The organism is Mesorhizobium sp. M0029, assembly GCF_040323735.1.
In the GTDB taxonomy this organism is placed as follows: domain Bacteria; phylum Pseudomonadota; class Alphaproteobacteria; order Rhizobiales; family Rhizobiaceae; genus Mesorhizobium.
In genome coordinates this window covers 1-16,527 of record NZ_JAMYVF010000004.1, presented here as the reverse complement: position 1 = coordinate 16,527, position 16,527 = coordinate 1, and the positions used below count along the sequence as shown (strand labels likewise).

Below are 16,527 nucleotides of genomic sequence, written 5' to 3'. Positions count from 1 at the left end.
TTGCGGTGATATCGGCGCCGCTCAAGCCTCGATTTCGAGCGCCGACAACGGTTTCGAGCAGCAGGCAAGGATGAAACCGTCATCGATCTCGTGGTCGAGGATGCCGCCATTGTGGCTCATCTCGACTTCGCCGGAGACCTTCTTCACCTTGCAGGTGCCGCACAGGCCGAACTCGCAGGCGGCGGGAATCCGCACGCCCGAGCTGCGCGCGGTCTGCAGCACGGTCTGGCCGGCGACGCAGCCGGCATCGACCTCCGAAAGCGAGAAGCGGATCGGCGTCACGGCTTCGACAGGTGCAGCGATGCCGTCCTCGACCGGGGAGGCAAACGGCGCCGGAATTTCCTCCATCACAGGCGCGGCAAAGCTCTCCTGATGGTATTTCGTCATGTCGAAGCCGGCGGCATCCAGCATGCCGCGCACGGCGCGCATGAACGGATCGGGGCCGCAGCAGAAGATTTCGCGCTCGCGGAAATCCGGAGCCAGCAAGGGCAGCCGGATCGCGTCGATGCGCCCCATATGACCGTACCAGCCCTCGCGGCTGGAACGTTCCTCGATCATGAAGCCGAGCGACAGGCCGGGCATATGGCCGCCGAGCAGTTCGAGTTCCTTGCGGAAGATGATCTCTTCGGCACGCCGCGCGCAGTTGACGAAACCGACATCGGTCCATGGCGCGCAGTCGTTCAGCCAGCGCAGCATCGACATCATCGGCGTCACGCCGGAGCCGGCGGAAATGAACAGGTATTTGGCCGCCGGGTGGCTGTGCAACGAGAAGTCGCCGGCCGGTCCGTAGGCCTTGACATGCGAACCGGGCACCAGATGGTCGAACATCCAGCGCGTGCCGATGCTGCCGGCCTGCGCCTTGACCGTCACCGCGATCGAAAACGGCCGCGATGGCGACGACGACAGCGTATAGGTGCGCATCAGCGGCCCGTCCGGTGTCGGCAGTTCCAGCGTCAGGAACTGGCCCGGCTTGTAGCGGAACCAGGTCTGGTTGTCGGAGCGGAAGGTGAAGGTCTTGACGTCAGGCGCCTCGTCGCTGACGCCGATCACTTCCAGCACCTGCAGCCTATCGTTCCAGGGCGCCATCTGGTCGAGATGGCGATAGAGCCCAAGATCCGTCATCGCATTCATCCTCCGGTCCTTCTTCGCCTGCTCCAGCTCACGCGACGCTGCGCAGCGCCGGCCTGCCACCTTCGGCAAGGCGCGGGCCGATGAAGGCCGCGTACCATTCGACGAACTGGATCACGCCGCCCTCGTGCAGCTCCGAATAGGGGCCGGGCTCATAGGCCGGAGACAGGATGCCGAAGGCGTTTTCCTCGACGATGCGGCGGTCCTGGTCGTTGGTCTCGGTCCAGACATGGGTGAGCTCCTCAAGGTTGTAGTCGACCCCCTCGACCGCATCCTTGTGCACCAGCCACTTGGTCGTCACCGCGGTTTGCGTGGCGCTGATCGGCAGCACCCGGAAGGTGACCGCATGGTCGATCAGTATGTGGTTCCAAGTCGTCGGATAGTGGTAGTGCATCAAGGTGCCGATGCGGTCGGCGGCAACAGTGTCGGACAGGTTCTTCGTCACCGCGCGCTTTCCCGACATCGTGTAGCTGACGGCATCGCGCAGCAGCGGCGCGCGGGTGGCGCGGTATTGCCCGGCCGGATCGATGCGGAACTTGCTCGGCAGGCCCGCCGCCTCGCATTTCGCCCAGTGCGCCAGCATCTCCGGATCGCTGTCGGCGCCCTGCACGCCGGTCACCGTCGGCGCTTCGGGGAATGTCTTGCACAGCTCTGGATGATTGCCGGCGCAGTGATAGCATTCGCGGTTGTTTTCCCAGACCAGCTTCCAGTTGCCCTTCTCGATGATGGTGCTCTCGAAGGCGACCTTGGCTTCATTCAGCCGGTGCGGCTTGAGGTAGGGCTCTATCATGGCGCGCATCGGCGCAAAGTCGGCAGGTTCTTTCGCCAGGCAGATGAAGATGTAGCCGCCGACGCTCTCGCAGGCGACGGGCTTCAGGCCGAACTGGCTCTTGTCGAAACCGTCGGCCATCTGGCGGGCAAACAGCAGCCGGCCGTCAAGCTCGTAGGTCCACTGGTGATAGGGGCAGACAAGCTTTGCCGCCATGCCCTTGTCAGTGTTGCAGACACGGCTGCCGCGATGGCGGCAGGAATTGTGAAAGGCGTTGATGTTGCCCTTCTGGTCGCGGACCAGCACCACCGGATAATCGCCGATCTGCACGGTGATATAGCTGCCGGGCTTCGGCAGTTCGCAATCATGGCCGATGAACAGCCAGTCGCGATACCAGATAAGCTCCATGTCGAGCTTGAAATAGTCCGGGTCGGTGTAGAAGGGCTGTTCCAGCGAAAAGCCTTGCTTGCGGCCGTTCAGGAGCCTCAGCATGTCGTTGCGCGTATCCATAGTTCTGTCCTCGTGGTTTAAGGACTGAACTTGGTGGTGATGGAGGAAGGATCGGACGCAGGCCGGCGCGGCGCCGGACATGCACTATCCACCTCTTGACCGCCCACCGCGATCAGTCGAGTCTAGGCATCTCGGGCTGGTTTCCGGGCTCTGGAGTTGTCCTTGCGGACCATCGCGACACCTTCCCAGGCTCTTGCCCAGTGGTCTCCCGTTGCGACTTGAACTCCACCACCGTTGCGGGGGCAGCGCCGGATTCTGACCGGCTTCCCAATTCTCCGCTGCGTCGTCACGAAGCGGCACCTGAGATGCGATCATCTAATCACGGCAGCGATCGCGACGTCGGCATGAAAGCGACATCATATCCATGCGGCGCGACACGCGCGGCATACGCCCCCCGCCGCCGGTCAAAGAGCTGAGACGTTTCTTGCGACGCCATCATCGCCGTTTCGAATCGCTGCGGATCCAGTTCCGATCGGGGGCAAAAATGGCTCAACGGTATCGAAAAGTTACTATTAGCAATCTCTAATCGAACCGAACGGTTCGTTTCTGTTGACAATGCGTGCAGGACGGTGTGAACGACGGCCCGGAAACCGACACCGGAGCGAACCACTCGGTTCGACATAAGCAGCTGAAAACAATGCGATAAATGACCATAGAGGAACTTCCTGGCACAATTTCAAGGTGCAGGACCGTGGTCCACACGGAACAACTTCGTGATTGGAAACCAGCCTATGGCTTTCCCACATCGGGGCTGTCCGAACGACGCGAATTCCTCCCAAGACACGCCGCTAGACGGACAGACAAACTGGAGTACTAAAAATGAAAAAGATCATCCTCACTGCCGCAGCCGTTTTGGCGATCACCGGCAGCGCCTTCGCCGGTAGCGACAATTACGGTTCCAATGGTGCGAACCAGCCAGCCGTCTCGGTCGACAGCTCGTATACGGCTTCCATTCAGAAGCCGGCGCACGCTGACAAGCAGCCTGTCGTTCAGGGCGCCGACCGCGACCTCTACGGCAATCGCTGATCCCGACCAAAGAAGGGCGGCTAACCCGTCGCTCTCGGGATCCCAAAAAATTCAGGAGTATTTGAAATGAAAAAGATCATCCTTGCTGCCGCCGCCATTTTGGCCATCTCCGGCAGCGCTTTCGCCGGCAGCGACAACTACGGTTCGAACGGCGCCAACCAGCCTGCGATTACGTCGACCGATAGTGGCCATACGGCTTCGGTTGAGAAGTCGGCTCCAGCCGAGCAGGCGCCTGCCCACGGTGCCGACCGTAACCTTTTCGGCCGCTAAAAGCCGGTTTCCAGCACGTGGCGGGCTTATCCGCTGCAGCTGGCGGCATCAGAAAAATTCAGGAGACTAAAATGAAGAAGATCGTTCTTGCCGCCGCAGCCGTTCTGGCTGTTTCGAGCGCTGCCTTTGCCGGCAGCGACAATTATGGCTCCAATGGCGCCAACCAGCCGGCCGCTGCCGTCGACACCACCCGCACTTCGTCGACCGGCACCAACTCGGCGGTCTACAAGCTGCTGAACTCGTCGAACGACCAACAGAAGTTCGTTCCTCAGAGCAGCGACAGGGATCGGTTCGGCAACAACTAACAGCCGAAGCTTGAAAAAAGAGCGGCGGGCCTGGCCCGCCGCTCTTTTTTCATGCCTGTACGACGCAGCTATCTCAAGCCGCCTTCACTTCCACCGGCTTGAGCGAGAAGGAGTGCCCATCGGCGTCGAAGATGTGCAGGTCCCCGGCATCCGCGGTCAGTCGCAGCTTTGCCCCGCGCTTGACCTCGACATTGCCGGGCAGCTTGGTCACCAACGGCAGGTCGGCGCGGCCGATATCGACATAGACAAGCTGCACCTCGCCGAGTTGCTCGACATAGTCCACCACGCCCTCGAAAAGATATTCCGCGCCGGTGGCGGCCGACAGATCCTCCGGCCGCACGCCGAAGCTGACTGCCGCACCCTTTGCTGACGCCGGCGTTGCAATCGGCACCGTTGCCTTGCGGCCGCCGACATGGCTGACGATTGTCGGGTTGCCCGTCCTGTCGATCGTTGCCGGCAGGATGTTCATGGCCGGCGAGCCGATGAACTGGGCAACGAACAGATTGCCGGGCTTCTTGTAGAGGTCCATCGGCGTGCCGACCTGCTCGATATGGCCATCCTTCAGCACGACGATGCGGTCGGCGAGCGTCATCGCTTCGACCTGATCGTGGGTGACGTAGATCATGGTCGTGGCAGGCATCGATTCCTTGAGCTTGGCGATCTCGATGCGGGTCGCGACGCGCAGCGCCGCGTCGAGATTCGACAGCGGCTCGTCGAACAGGAACACTTTCGGATTGCGCACGATGGCGCGACCGATGGCGACACGCTGGCGCTGGCCGCCCGACATCGCCTTGGGCAGGCGGTCGAGATATTTGGTCAGCTGCAGGATTTCGGCGGCCTGCCGCACCCGCTTGTCGATCTCGGCCTTGCTTTCCTTGCCGATCTTCATCGAGAAGGCCATGTTGTCGTAGACGGTCATGTGCGGATAGAGCGCATAGGACTGGAACACCATGGCAATGCCGCGCTTGGAAGGCGGCACGTCGTTCACCACCTCGCCGGCGATCTTCAGCTCGCCGGAGGTGATCTCCTCAAGCCCGGCGATGGACCGCAGCAAGGTCGACTTGCCGCAACCCGACGGGCCGACGAAGACGATGAACTCGCCCGACTTTATGTCGAGGTCGATGCCGTGGAGAATGTGCAGATTGCCGTATGATTTCTTCACCTGTCTCAGCGTGACATCGGCCATAATTTCCTCCCAGTGATTTCCCTAGAGAACCTGGATTTCCTCAAAAAATCCAGTTTCGTCAAAAACTCAGTCGATGCGCCCGAACCAGGCGCCGTAGCCGCCGAGGCGGATGGAACCTGTGCCGGATTGTCCCGAAAAACCGTGCCCGGCCAATGGCAGCAGCGCCTGACCACCGAGATCGACCTCGGCCGGCTTGCTGGCCAGATTGAAGACGCAGACGATCTGCTCATTGCCCTCACGGCGGGTGAAGGCGACGGTGTCGCCCTCGCTTTCGATGAACTCGATGTCGCCTTTGGCCAGGGCCGGATGCTGGCGGCGGAAACCGAGAAAGCGCCGGTAGTGCTCGAGCAGCGAGGCCGCGTCGCCCTGCTGAACATTGACCGCTTGCGACAAGTGCTTGCCCGGCACCGGCAGCCAGGGCTTGGCCGTCGAAAAGCCGGCATTGCTGGCGGTTGCATCCCACACCATCGGCGTGCGGCAGCCGTCGCGGCCCTTGAATTCGGGCCAGAAGCGAATGCCGTAGGGGTCCTGCAGATCCTCGAACTGCAACTCGGCTTCGCCCAGCCCAAGCTCCTCTCCCTGATAGAGGCAGACCGAACCGCGCAGCGACATCAGCAGCGCCGAGATAACCTTCAGATAGGCGGCCGGGTCGGCCTCGTCGGCGGCCCAGCGCGAGGCCGGACGCATCACGTCGTGGTTGGAAAAGGCCCAGCACGACCAGCCGTCGCTGGCGACCTTGCCGAAGGCTTCCAGCACCTGGCGCACCTTGGCGGCGCTGATCTTTTCCGGCGCCAGGAAATCGAAGGAATAGCACATGTGGACGCGTTTGCCGCCGGCGGTGTAGGCGGCGACCACTTCCAGCCCACGCTGCGAATCGCCGACTTCGCCGACCGTGGCGGCCGCCGGATATTCGTCGAGCAGCGCCCGGAACCGTTCGAGGAAGGCAAGGTTTTCCGGCCGGCTCTTGTCGTAGATATGGTCCTGGTAGTTGTAGGGATTGACCGCAGGTGCTGTCTGGTCGTTGCGCTCTTCGGGCGGTAGCGGCGGATTGTTCTCCAGCCCCTGGCTGTGGAAGTAGAAATTGATGGTGTCGAGGCGGAAGCCGTCGACGCCGCGCTCCAGCCAGAAGCGGGTGACGTCGAGCAGCGCGTCCTGGACTTGCAGATTGTGGAAGTTGAGGTCCGGCTGCTCGGACAGGAAATTATGCAGATAATATTGCTGGCGGCTGGTGTCCCACTGCCAGGCCGAGCCGCCGAAGATCGACAGCCAGTTGTTGGGCGGCGTGCCGTCCGGCCTGGCGTCGGCCCAGACATACCAGTCGGCCTTGGGATTGCTACGGCTGCCGCGGCTCTCCTTGAACCATGGATGGATGTCGGCGGTGTGCGACAGCACTTCGTCGATCATCACCTTGAGGCCGAGGTGATGGGCTTCCGCAACCAGCGCGTCGAAATCGGCGAGCGTCCCGAACATCGGGTCGACGTCGCAATAGTCCGAGACGTCGTAGCCGAAATCCTTCATCGGCGACTTGAAGAAGGGCGAAATCCAGATGGCGTCGACGCCGAGCGAGGCGATGTAGGGCAGCCTGCGGATGATGCCCTTGAGGTCGCCGATGCCGTCGCCATTGGAGTCCTGATAGGAGCGCGGATATATCTGGTAGATCACCGCGCCCCGCCACCAGTCGCGATCGACGGCGAGATCGGGCTTCGAGGTCGCCTTCAAAGCGGCTTGCATAAGTCTCAACCTCCTTTGACCGAGCCGGCCAGCAGCCCGCGGACGAAATAGCGCTGCAGCGAGAAGAACACGATCAGCGGCACGATAATGGTGACGAAGGCCGATGTCGTCAGGATTTCCCAGTCGCCGCCGCGCGAGCCGAGCAGCGCGTTGAGCTTCGCGGTCAGCACGATCTGGTCCCCTTCGGTACCGAGGAAAACCATTGCCACCAACAAATCGTTCCACACCCACAGGAACTGGAAGATTGCAAAGGACGCCAGCACCGGGAAGGACAGCGGCAGCACGATCTTGACGAAGATTTCGAAATCGCTGGCGCCATCTATGCGCGCCGATTCCATGATCTCGCGCGGCAGGCCGGCAATATAGCTGCGCAGGAGATAGATGGCGAAGGGCAGGCCGAAGCCGGTATGCGCCAGCCAGATGCCGAGATAGGTTTTCGACGGCACACCGAAGAAGATGCCGACGCCGTTGTAGATCTTCAAAAGCGGGATCAAGGACATCTGCAGCGGCACGACCAGCAGGCCGATGATTGTGGCGATCAGCAAGGCGCGGCCGGGAAAACGCATCCACGCCAATGCATAGGCGGCGAAGGCGGCGATCAGGATCGGGATGACCGTCGCCGGGATGGTGACGGTCAGCGAGTTTATGAACGAGCGGCCGATGCCCTCCGAAAACAGCACGGTCTTGTAATTGTCGGTGGTGAATTTCGGTGGCGCCGACGAGGCGTAATAGACGCGCTGGCCACGGTCGCCTTCGAAAGCCTTGGGCGAACTCATGACGAACGTTCCGTCGGCATTGAGCTGCAAGGTCACGCCGTCGCCGAGATCGGCAGTGGTGCCGGCCGGATATTGCGTCGGTGCCGCCGACTTGACGCCGAAGGCGCTGATGTTGCGCGCAGCACCGTCGCCGAAGATATTGCCGGCAAGCACGAACTTGCCGTCCTTCTCGACCTGCGCCGAGGCCGGCGGCAGGCGGCCGGCTTCAGTCTGGCTGGAGCTGGAGAACGAGTTCCACCAGCCCGAGGCGATGATCTGGTCCTTGTCGCGCAGCGACGAGACCAGGATGCCGAGCGTCGGCACGGTCCAGACGGCGACGAAGACAAGCACGGCGATGTGGACGCCGAAGCGGCTGGCAAAGGACTTTCCGGTCGCGACGGCCATCTCAATGTCCTCCCGTCTCTTTGTTCGCCTGGCGGATGTTCCAGACCATGATCGGGATGACCGCGATCATGATGATGATGGCGATGGTGGCGCCGCGGCCGAAATCGCCGCCGCCGCGGAACATCCAGTCGAACATCAGATTGGCCAGCACCTGGCTGTTCCATTGGCCGTTGGTCATGGTCAGCACGATGTCGAACACTTTCAGCACCAGGATGGTGATCGTCGTCCAGACCACGGCGATGGTGCCCCAGATCTGCGGCACCATGATCTTCCAGAAGATCTGGAACGGATTGGCGCCGTCGATGACCGCGGCTTCAAGCGTCTCTTCGGGGATGCCGCGCAACGCCGAAGACAGGATGACCATGGCAAAGCCGGTCTGGATCCAGATCAGGATGATCATCAGGAAGAAATTGTTCCAGAACGGCAGCGATATCCAGACCTGCGGCTGGCCGCCGAAATACTGGATGATCGCGTTGAGCAGGCCGATCTGCGTCTGGCCCTCGCCGCGATATTCGTAGATGAATTTCCAGATCACGCTGGCGCCGACGAAGGAGATCGCCAGCGGCAGGAAGATCAGGCTCTTGGCGATTGTGCCCCACCAGATCTTGTCCGTGAGCACGGCGATTATCAACCCTAGAAAGGTGCAGGCGGCGGGCACCACCGCCAGCCAGATGATGTTATTCAGGATCGAGTTGCGGAACTCGCGGTCGCCGAACGCCCATTCATAGTTGGCGAAGCCGACAAAATGCTGGCCGCCGCGGTCGAGGAAGGACAGCCAGAGCGTCGCCACCACCGGATAGATCAGGTAGACGGTGAGGATGATCATCGCCGGGCCGACGAACAGCCACGGACGGACCAGTCCTTGCCGGCGCAGATTGTCGATGGCCGCAGCCCCGGCCACCCCGCGCGACGGGAATATTAGGTCGACCAGCTTGTTGGCGCCCCAGAAATAGGCGACGCAGCCGCCGACGCCGATGATGATGACAAAAATGGCCGATAAGATCTGAGCAGCCATGGGTCCCTCTTCCCTGCGCATGATCGGCCGGGCCTTGAACAGCCCTGGCGATGTGGCTCTGCGCCGATTTAAGTTATTCTGAAACGAACGAACGCAAATCGGTCCGGCGTAAGGCGCCGGTCGGATCCGGGCCATAGCGGCCCGGACCCAGTCTGTGGAGGAAGTCCTGAATTTGCCGCCAAAGCGGCTGATTACTTGGCAGTGGTTACTTGCCAGCTGACTGCTTGCCAGCTGACTACTTGATAGCGTCCCAGCTCTTCTGGATGTCGGTGGCGACATCCTGCGCCGACTTGCCGCCGACCAGATCGATCATGCCGGTCCAGAAGGCGCCGGCGCCGATCTTGCCCGGCATCAGGTCCGAACCGTCGAAGCGGAAGGTCGAGGCATTGGCGAGGATATCGCCCTGCTTCTTCAGCGCGTCGCTGGCATAGGCATCCTTGTTGACCGACTTGAGCGGCGTGACGAAGCCGCCCTGGGCCATCCAGATTTCATGTGCCAGCGGCATTTTCAGGAATTCGATGAACGCGCGTGCACCCTTCGAATCCTTGGTGATCATGGCCAGCGTGCCGGCGCCGAGCACAGGCGTGCCCAGCTCGGGCTTGGATGCATAGGGCGGGAAGTAAAAGAAGTCGGCGTCCTGTCCAACCTTTGTGCCTTCCGGGAAGAAGGTCGGGATGAACGATGCCTGATGGTGCAGGTAGCATTTCGGCGGCACCGAGAAGAGGCCCTTCGGGCTGTCGCGGAAGTCGGTCGCGGCAACCGCCTTGGCCCCACCGTCGACCATCTTGTCGTCGGTCGCGATCTTGCCGAAAATGTCGATGGCGTTGACCACCGCCGGATCGTTGAACGGGATCTCGTTCTTTACCCACTTGTCATACACGTCGGGCGCCTGGGTGCGCAGCATGATGTCTTCGACCCAGTCGGTCGCCGGCCAGCCGGTAGCGCCGCCTGAGCCGAGGCCGATGCACCACGGCGTGCCGCCGTCGGCGATGATCTTCTTCTCGAGGTCGGCGAGCTCTTCCTGGGTCTTGGGAACCTTGTAGCCGGCTTCCTCGAAATTGTCGGGCGAATACCAGACCAGCGATTTCACGTCGGCCTTGTAGGGGAAGGCGAAGAAGCCCGGCTTGCCGTCCTTGTCCTTGAAGGTGCCGAGATCGACCCATGACTGGCCGGCGCCGTAATTGTCCTTGATCCATTTGGCGGTGTCGTCGCCCAGCGGCGTCAAAAGGCCCTTGGACGCCAGATCTTGGATCAGGCCCGGCTGCGGCAGTACGGCGATATTGGGCGGGCTGCCGGCCTGGGTATCGATGACGATCTGCTGTTCGTAATTTTCCGACGAGGAGTATTTGATCTCGGCGCCGGTGGCTTCCTGAAAATATTCGAGAACAGTGCGGATGAGGCCTTCGTCCTCGCCGCGCCAGGGCCCGAAGATGGTCAGCGTCTCGCCCTTGAGATCGACCTTCTTCAGCTCTTCGTAATTGGCCCAGTTGAAGCGCTTGTCTTCCCCGGGCTTGAACTTCAGTTCGGCTTGCGCCGGCAGGGACAAGGCGAGTGTGGCAAACGCTGCGCCAAGCAGAAGCATCTTCTTCATCGGTATTCCTCCCAGTGTGGACACATACACCCGGACGGAACCTCCATTCCGCCCGCCGACGCTGCAGGACTGTGACTCGTTCAGAAAGGAACCGCAACCTTTCGAAGAGTCTTCCAAAGCGCTTTGGTCTTTTTGATCTCGCCATTGAATCGGCTGGAAGTCAAGAGGGCGGTGGGCTAATCGATTTAATTTGGGGTCGCAAGACTTGGTAAAGTGCACTGCAGCACAGTTTTACGGCGGTGCAGCAGCGTATTAAGCTTCAAACTGGCCGGACCAGTGCGTATGGTCGACCAGCTCGGCCGCGCCCATTGTGGCGCCGCGTGGCTTAAAAATTAAAAGCGCTTTGAGGCTTGGAGGCCTCCCAGTGAACCTGAAGCAGCTCTCTCATATGCTGGCCCTGTCGCAGACAACGGTAAGCCGTGCGCTCAACGGCTATCCCGAGGTCAACGAGGAAACCCGCCGGCGTGTGGTGGATGCCGCCAAGCGCCACGGCTACCGGCCCAACCCGAGCGCGCGCCGGCTGGCGACCGGCAAGACGGGCATGATCGGCTATGTGCTGCCGACGGGCGCCTCCGTCGACATCGACCCGCATTTCGTCGAGTTCCTGTCGGGTCTCGGCGACTATGCCCGCTCGCACGAGCTCGACCTGGTGCTGTCGCCGGCCGATGCCGACGACCAGGAAACCACCTATCGCCGCATCGTCGCCAACCGCCAGGTCGACGCCGTCTACATCTCCTCGCCGCGCCCGGCCGACCGGCGGGTGGCGCTGGTCAACACGCTCGGCATTCCCTTCATCGTCCATGGCCGCAGCGAAGGCTTCGATTTCGACTACCCCTTCACCGACATCGACAATGAGGGCGGCTTCCACGACGCCGCCCGGCTGCTGGTTCAGCTCGGCCACCGCCGGCTGGCGCTGATCAATGGCGACGACCGCGAGACCTTCGCCATCCACCGCGAGCGCGGCATGCGCAGGGCGCTGGCCGCGAGCGGCCTGACGCTCGGCGAGCGCCATGTCTGCTCGGTGACGATGACCGAGGAGAACGGCTATCGCGCCGCCAGGCGCCTGCTCGAACAAAGCGAACCGCCGACGGCGATCGCCTGCTCCAGCCTGATCATGTCGCTCGGCGTCGTGCGCGCCGTGCGCGACCTTGGCCTGACCATTCCCGGCGACCTGTCGCTGATTGCCCATGACGACGTTTTCCCATGGCTGAAGCCGGAGAATTTTTCCGTGCCGCTGTCGACGACGCGCTCGTCGATCCGCCTGGCCGGCGCCCGCATCGCCGAACGCTTGGCAGCGCGCATTTCCGGCTTGGAAGAAGGGGCGCGAGGCGAGGTCTGGCCAGTCGACCTTGTGGTCAGGGGTTCGGTCGCAGGCGCCCCGGTCTAGGGATTAATCCATCGCTCCGCTGGGCAAGTTCACCCTTGTGGATGTTGCCCGCAGATAGATTGACTTTGTTGGGACAACGGTCTGCCTGGACCTGTCCTTGATTTGGCTTCTAGTGGGTGGCAACCAGTAAGCCAGAGCCATCAACCAGTCCTCAGGGTGCGCCACTTGCCCACATTCCCGTTCTCCGAAACGGATCCAATCCGGCATCCTGGCCCGCCGCCGAAAGCGTCGGAGGTGGTCATTGTCGGTGGCGGCATCATCGGCGTAACGACAGCGCTTTTCCTGGCACAGCGGAACATCCCGGTGACGCTGCTGGAAAAGGGACGCATTGCGGCCGAACAGTCGTCCCGAAACTGGGGCTGGATCCGAAAGCAGGGACGAGACGCGGATGAACTGCCCATCGTCATCGAGGCTATTCGCCTGTGGCGGCAACTGGCTGAGGAATGCGGCGAGGACATCGGCCTGACCCAGACAGGTGTGACCTACCTGGCGAAGACCGACAAGGACATGGCCGGCTTCGAAGCCTTCATGAAGATCGCCGCGATCCATGCGCTCGACACCCGTCTCCTGGATGCAGACGAAACCGCGACACTCATCAAAGGCATGTCGCGCAAATTCAAGGGCGCGATGACGACGCCCTCCGACATGCGCGCGGAGCCTTGGCTGGCGGTGCCCGCACTTGCCCGGCTCGCCGTGCGAAAAGGCGTCAAAATCGTCGAGAATTGCGCAGCGCGAACCCTCGAAATCTCAGGCGGCAAGGTCAAGGGCGTGTGGACCGAGACGGGGTATATCGAGGCCTCCAGCGTGCTGGTCGCCGGCGGCGCCTGGTCATCTCTGTTCTTGCGCAGACACGGCATCTCCATCCCCCAGCTCAGCGTCAGAGTAACCGCAGCCGCAACGGAGCCCATGCCTGAGGTCTATGCAGGTGCGGCCGCCGACGAACACATCGCGTTCCGGCGCAGGCAGGATGGCGGATATACCCTCGCCGCGGGCGGCAGCCATCTGCATTACCTGGGACCTGACGCCTTCCGGCATGCCACCAAATACCTTCCAGCCCTCAGGGACAATCCGTTCGGGACGCGCTACTTTCCGTTCGCCCCGTCAGGCTACCCTGACGCCTGGTCGACGCCGCGCGATTGGGCGCCGGATTCCGTCAGTCCTTTCGAAAAAATGCGGGTGCTGAACCCGCCCCCTGAACGAGCCGGTCTGCGTTCCATAGAACGCAATTTCGGACGTCTTTTTCCACAGCTCGAAACAGTTCGCCTGAAGGCAGGCTGGGGCGGCATGATCGACGCCATGCCGGACGTCGTCCCCCTCGTGGATCATGTGCAGGCCGTCGGCGGTCTTTTCGTCGCGACGGGAATGAGCGGTCACGGCTTCGGTATCGGGCCTGGCATAGGCCGTGTCGTTGCCGACCTGATCCAGGGAAACCAGACGGGGCACGACCTCAGCCGCTTCCGGCTGTCACGCTTCCATGATGGCAGCCCTGTCCGGCTGGGCCCGGCGCTCTGAATTGGTGGCGCGAATTTCGCCCGGTTTACTTGTTCGCCGCCGCCTTCGTATCCAGCAGCCCATAACCGAAATCATTGTCCCGTCCCTTCGGACCGAGATCCCTGGCGGTGGCGGCCAGCGCCTTTTCGATGTCGTCGGCGGAGCGCTCGGGTGAAGCGTGGATCAAATTGGCGATAGCGCCGGACACGATCGCGGCGGCAAACGAGGTGCCGGTGACGACGTCAGAGCCGGCGCCGCTCGGCGCCACCATCTCGACGCCGGGCGCCGAGATGAAGACATAAGCGCCGCGATTGGCCTGCTGCATCAGCCCGTCCTTGGCGTCGGTGGCGGTGACCGCGATCACGCCGTCATAGGCGGCGGGGTAGCCATAGGGCGCTTTCGGCCCGTTGTTGCCGGCAGCAGCGACCAGGATGATGCCGAGCCCGCGCGCATTGCGGCAGGCGGTGGCGAGCAGATCGTTCTTGGGGCCGACGAAACTCATATTGATGATGCTGACATTCTGGTCCGCCGCCCAGTCGAGCGCCGACAGGATGACATCCATGGTCGACTTGCCGTCCTCGAAGGCGCGGGCGTGATAGATCCTGGCGCCGGGCGCCATGCCTTCGAGCGCGCCGACGCCGGCGATCAGCCCGTCGACCGAGGTACCGTGGTCACGCTTTTCGACCGGCACGTTGGGCATGGCGTCGAACTGATCGGCAATGACGCCGGAAAGCGCCGGATTGGTGTCGTCTATGCCGGTGTCGATGACGGCGATGCGCACGTTTTCGCCACTGGCTCGCTTGTTGTCGAGCTGAATGCGCTCGAAGGCATAGTTGATGATGCCGGCCGCCTGCTGCAACGAATAGATATGGTTTGGCTCGCGCCGCAGGGTGCGGCCGTCGGCGGCCAGCTGCGCCAGCACGGCGCCGACCGGGCGGCCGTCGGGAATGCCGAAGCGCACCAGCGTGGTGCCGAGCAGCCGCGACTGGCGCTGCGAGCGCACTTCAAGGCCGAAGGAGGCGGCGATCTGCTGGACGGCGCCGGCATCGCCGTCGACGGTCACCAGAACCTCGTCGGGCACGAACTCGCCGGCGATGGCCCGGCGCGGCGCAGTCGCGACAAGATCGGTCGGCGAAACGATCGCCCCGCCGACGGGTGGCCCGGCCTGCGTGTCGGCAGGCGGCGCTGACGGCCGTGGCGTCGGCACGGGCGCTACGGGAGCCGGTGGGTTGGGAAACAGGTCGACGATCAGGGCCGGAAGGGTAACTGCGCCTGGTTCGCCGCCGACCTTGGCCTCATTGCCGTCTTTCGGGCAGTCGGCAGCCGCCGCTCCGGCCGCGTCGGTGCAGTCGGCCCGGCCGGCATTGGGATCATTGGTCTGCGCCGACGCCGGCACGGCGACGATTGTCGTCGCCGCCACCAGGATCGCCGCAAATCGAATGACCGCCCTAGCTGCCATCAACCGGTTTCCTTCCCTCGATCACAGTCTCCGCGAACGGCTGGGCGGCAATAAGGCCGACGAGCCTGGTGTAGTCTGCTCCGGTCTTGACCGGGATGGCAATGCGGAAGACGCCCGAGGCGGCCGGCCCGCCGGCGATCTTCAGCGCGTTCTGGTCGAGGAAGACAGCGATGTCGGACATCTTCGCATCCGGCTTGAACTTGACCAGCGCGAACGGCAGTTTCGCCAGATCATCCTCGGCGCCGGCAATCTCGAAATCATGGCTCTTGCCGCCGGTCTGCACGTAGGACTGCACCACGACCAACGCCAGCAGCACCGCCGCTGCCGCCCAGGCGACACCGACCGGCACCGCCATGAAACGGCCGAGTGCCTGCGCCAGCCAGGAACGGCCCGCGGGAGCGCGGACCGGTCCGGCTTCGGCGTCGAGCGCCCTGGCAAAGCGGCTGAGCGCATCGGCCGGTGGCCGGATCGCCTCGTTGGCGGCGGTGGCGCCGGAGAATTCCGCCTCAGCGTCGCCAAGCGCCGCCGTCGCCGCCGGATCGCTCGCCAGCCATTCCTCGACGGCTTCGAGGTCCGAGCCTTCCAGCGAGCCGTTCAGGTAGAACGGCAGCAGCGTTTCCATTTCGTCACGGCGCGACATTTTTTCAGCGGCGCTCATGTCTTCAGGATTGCTCATGGCCACCCCCTGTCGTAACCGGCGGCCTTGAGGGCTTCGCCGAGTTTCTTGCGGGCGTAGAACATTCGGGTCTTGACGGTGGCGACCGGGATGCCGAGCACCTCGCCAATCTCCGTCACCGACTGTCCATGGTAATAGGCAAGGTCGATCACCGAGCGGTGTTCCTCCGGCAAGGCATCGACGAAGCGCCGCAAAGCGGCGCCCTTGTCTTCCTTCATGGTGGCGACTTCCGGCGTGTCGGCGCCGTCGGGAACCTGCGCCGCATCGTCGTCATCGATCCAGTCTTCTTTTTTCTTGCGAAGCATCGACAGCGCCTTGAACCGGGCGATGCCGAGCAGCCATGTCGAGACTTCCGAGCGCCCTTCGAAACCGGGCGCCTGGCGCCACAGCTCGAGAAAGACCTCGTTTGCGATATCGTCGGCCATCATTTCCGATCCCGTCTGGCGCACCACGAAGCGGTAGACCCGCGCGTGGTGACGCATGAACAGCAGCCGAACAGCGGCACGGTCGCCCTTCGCGACCCGGTCGACAAGCGCGCGATCAGTCTCGGTCGCTGCCGTCATGGCCGGTCGAGCCGCCTGGCTCCTGTCTGCTCTGTCGCCGATAGGTTCAAAAAGGTTCATCCTTCCGCCAAGGAATTTTGGCGAAGCTAACCGAAGAGAGGGAGTGTTGCCAGAGCGTCTCCCTTCTCCCCGTCACTATACGGGGAGAAGGTGCCGGTGTCCGAACCGGATAGATAGGTAACAGAATGGACCGATAGCATGGGTGACAGTTTTCTTGTCCGCCGGAGGACCGGCGATGGTTTGGCGAGAGACTGGCATCA

15 protein-coding genes and 1 riboswitch are annotated in these 16,527 nt (G+C 62.7%); of the genes, 5 read left to right on the top strand and 10 right to left on the bottom strand.

The features are described 5' to 3' along the window. Nucleotides 1-21 precede the first annotated feature (21 nt). Nucleotides 22-1,122: an FAD-binding oxidoreductase gene (locus NKJ76_RS08310; RefSeq protein ID WP_023755571.1), complete on the bottom strand. Its 1,101-nt coding sequence runs from the start codon at nucleotides 1,120-1,122 to the stop codon at nucleotides 22-24. Between the two features lie 37 nt (nucleotides 1,123-1,159). Next, complete coding sequence (locus NKJ76_RS08305; RefSeq protein WP_352537184.1) at nucleotides 1,160-2,407, bottom strand: aromatic ring-hydroxylating oxygenase subunit alpha; 1,248 nt, start codon at nucleotides 2,405-2,407, stop codon at nucleotides 1,160-1,162. Nucleotides 2,408-2,524: 117 nt separating this feature from the next. After that, a riboswitch (cobalamin riboswitch) is annotated at nucleotides 2,525-2,726 on the bottom strand. A 500-nt stretch (nucleotides 2,727-3,226) separates the two neighbouring features. On the opposite strand from NKJ76_RS08305, the gene NKJ76_RS08300 reads away from it, so the two are divergent. From NKJ76_RS08300 to NKJ76_RS08290, 3 genes are all read left to right on the top strand, one after another. Next, entirely contained in the window at nucleotides 3,227-3,433 is a 207-nt protein-coding gene (locus NKJ76_RS08300) for a DUF680 domain-containing protein (RefSeq protein WP_023668885.1), read from the top strand. A 66-nt stretch (nucleotides 3,434-3,499) separates the two neighbouring features. After that, nucleotides 3,500-3,703 (top strand): DUF680 domain-containing protein, encoded by a 204-nt coding sequence (locus NKJ76_RS08295; RefSeq protein WP_352537183.1) that lies wholly within the window; start codon nucleotides 3,500-3,502, stop codon nucleotides 3,701-3,703. Nucleotides 3,704-3,774: 71 nt separating this feature from the next. Next, nucleotides 3,775-4,008 carry a DUF680 domain-containing protein gene (locus NKJ76_RS08290; RefSeq protein WP_023819466.1) on the top strand — a complete coding sequence of 78 codons (234 nt, stop codon included), beginning with the start codon at nucleotides 3,775-3,777 and terminating at the stop codon, nucleotides 4,006-4,008. Between the two features lie 73 nt (nucleotides 4,009-4,081). On the opposite strand, the gene NKJ76_RS08285 is transcribed toward NKJ76_RS08290, so the two are convergent. The 5 genes from NKJ76_RS08285 to NKJ76_RS08265 form a co-directional block, all read right to left on the bottom strand. After that, on the bottom strand, nucleotides 4,082-5,194 hold the full coding sequence (locus NKJ76_RS08285; RefSeq protein ID WP_023668888.1) for an ABC transporter ATP-binding protein: 1,113 nt from the start codon (nucleotides 5,192-5,194) through the stop codon (nucleotides 4,082-4,084). 66 nt (nucleotides 5,195-5,260) lie between these two features. Then, nucleotides 5,261-6,925, bottom strand: a complete 1,665-nt coding sequence (bglA, locus tag NKJ76_RS08280; protein ID WP_352537182.1) for a beta-galactosidase BglA — start codon at nucleotides 6,923-6,925, stop codon at nucleotides 5,261-5,263. A gap of 5 nt (nucleotides 6,926-6,930) precedes the next feature. Next, complete coding sequence (locus NKJ76_RS08275) at nucleotides 6,931-8,085, bottom strand: carbohydrate ABC transporter permease (protein WP_023668890.1); 1,155 nt, start codon at nucleotides 8,083-8,085, stop codon at nucleotides 6,931-6,933. Nucleotide 8,086: 1 nt separating this feature from the next. After that, the gene (locus NKJ76_RS08270; RefSeq protein WP_023668891.1) at nucleotides 8,087-9,100 is read right to left on the bottom strand and encodes a carbohydrate ABC transporter permease; all 1,014 of its coding nucleotides are present in this window, start codon (nucleotides 9,098-9,100) and stop codon (nucleotides 8,087-8,089) included. A gap of 235 nt (nucleotides 9,101-9,335) precedes the next feature. Beyond that, nucleotides 9,336-10,691: an ABC transporter substrate-binding protein gene (locus NKJ76_RS08265; RefSeq protein ID WP_023668892.1), complete on the bottom strand. Its 1,356-nt coding sequence runs from the start codon at nucleotides 10,689-10,691 to the stop codon at nucleotides 9,336-9,338. Between the two features lie 364 nt (nucleotides 10,692-11,055). Between NKJ76_RS08265 and NKJ76_RS08260 the strand changes: the two genes are divergently transcribed. Continuing rightward, on the top strand, nucleotides 11,056-12,078 hold the full coding sequence (locus tag NKJ76_RS08260; RefSeq protein WP_352537181.1) for a substrate-binding domain-containing protein: 1,023 nt from the start codon (nucleotides 11,056-11,058) through the stop codon (nucleotides 12,076-12,078). 165 nt (nucleotides 12,079-12,243) lie between these two features. Then, the gene (locus tag NKJ76_RS08255) at nucleotides 12,244-13,590 is read left to right on the top strand and encodes an NAD(P)/FAD-dependent oxidoreductase (protein WP_352537180.1); all 1,347 of its coding nucleotides are present in this window, start codon (nucleotides 12,244-12,246) and stop codon (nucleotides 13,588-13,590) included. 25 nt (nucleotides 13,591-13,615) lie between these two features. Here NKJ76_RS08255 and NKJ76_RS08250 read toward each other — a convergent pair whose 3' ends face one another. Genes NKJ76_RS08250 through NKJ76_RS08240 form a run of 3 tightly spaced genes read right to left on the bottom strand, consistent with a single transcriptional unit; the run spans nucleotide 13,616 to nucleotide 16,267 of the window. Continuing rightward, a complete protein-coding gene (locus NKJ76_RS08250) occupies nucleotides 13,616-15,028 on the bottom strand; it encodes a S8 family serine peptidase (protein WP_352537179.1) in 1,413 nt (470 codons plus the stop codon). Continuing rightward, nucleotides 15,018-15,686, bottom strand: coding sequence for an anti-sigma factor (locus NKJ76_RS08245; RefSeq protein ID WP_352537335.1), 669 nt, complete (start codon nucleotides 15,684-15,686; stop codon nucleotides 15,018-15,020). The genes NKJ76_RS08250 and NKJ76_RS08245 overlap by 11 nt, the downstream gene beginning before the upstream one ends. Nucleotides 15,687-15,700: 14 nt before the next feature. Beyond that, a complete protein-coding gene (locus NKJ76_RS08240; protein ID WP_023683483.1) occupies nucleotides 15,701-16,267 on the bottom strand; it encodes a sigma-70 family RNA polymerase sigma factor in 567 nt (188 codons plus the stop codon). Between the last annotated feature and the right edge of the window lie 260 nt (nucleotides 16,268-16,527).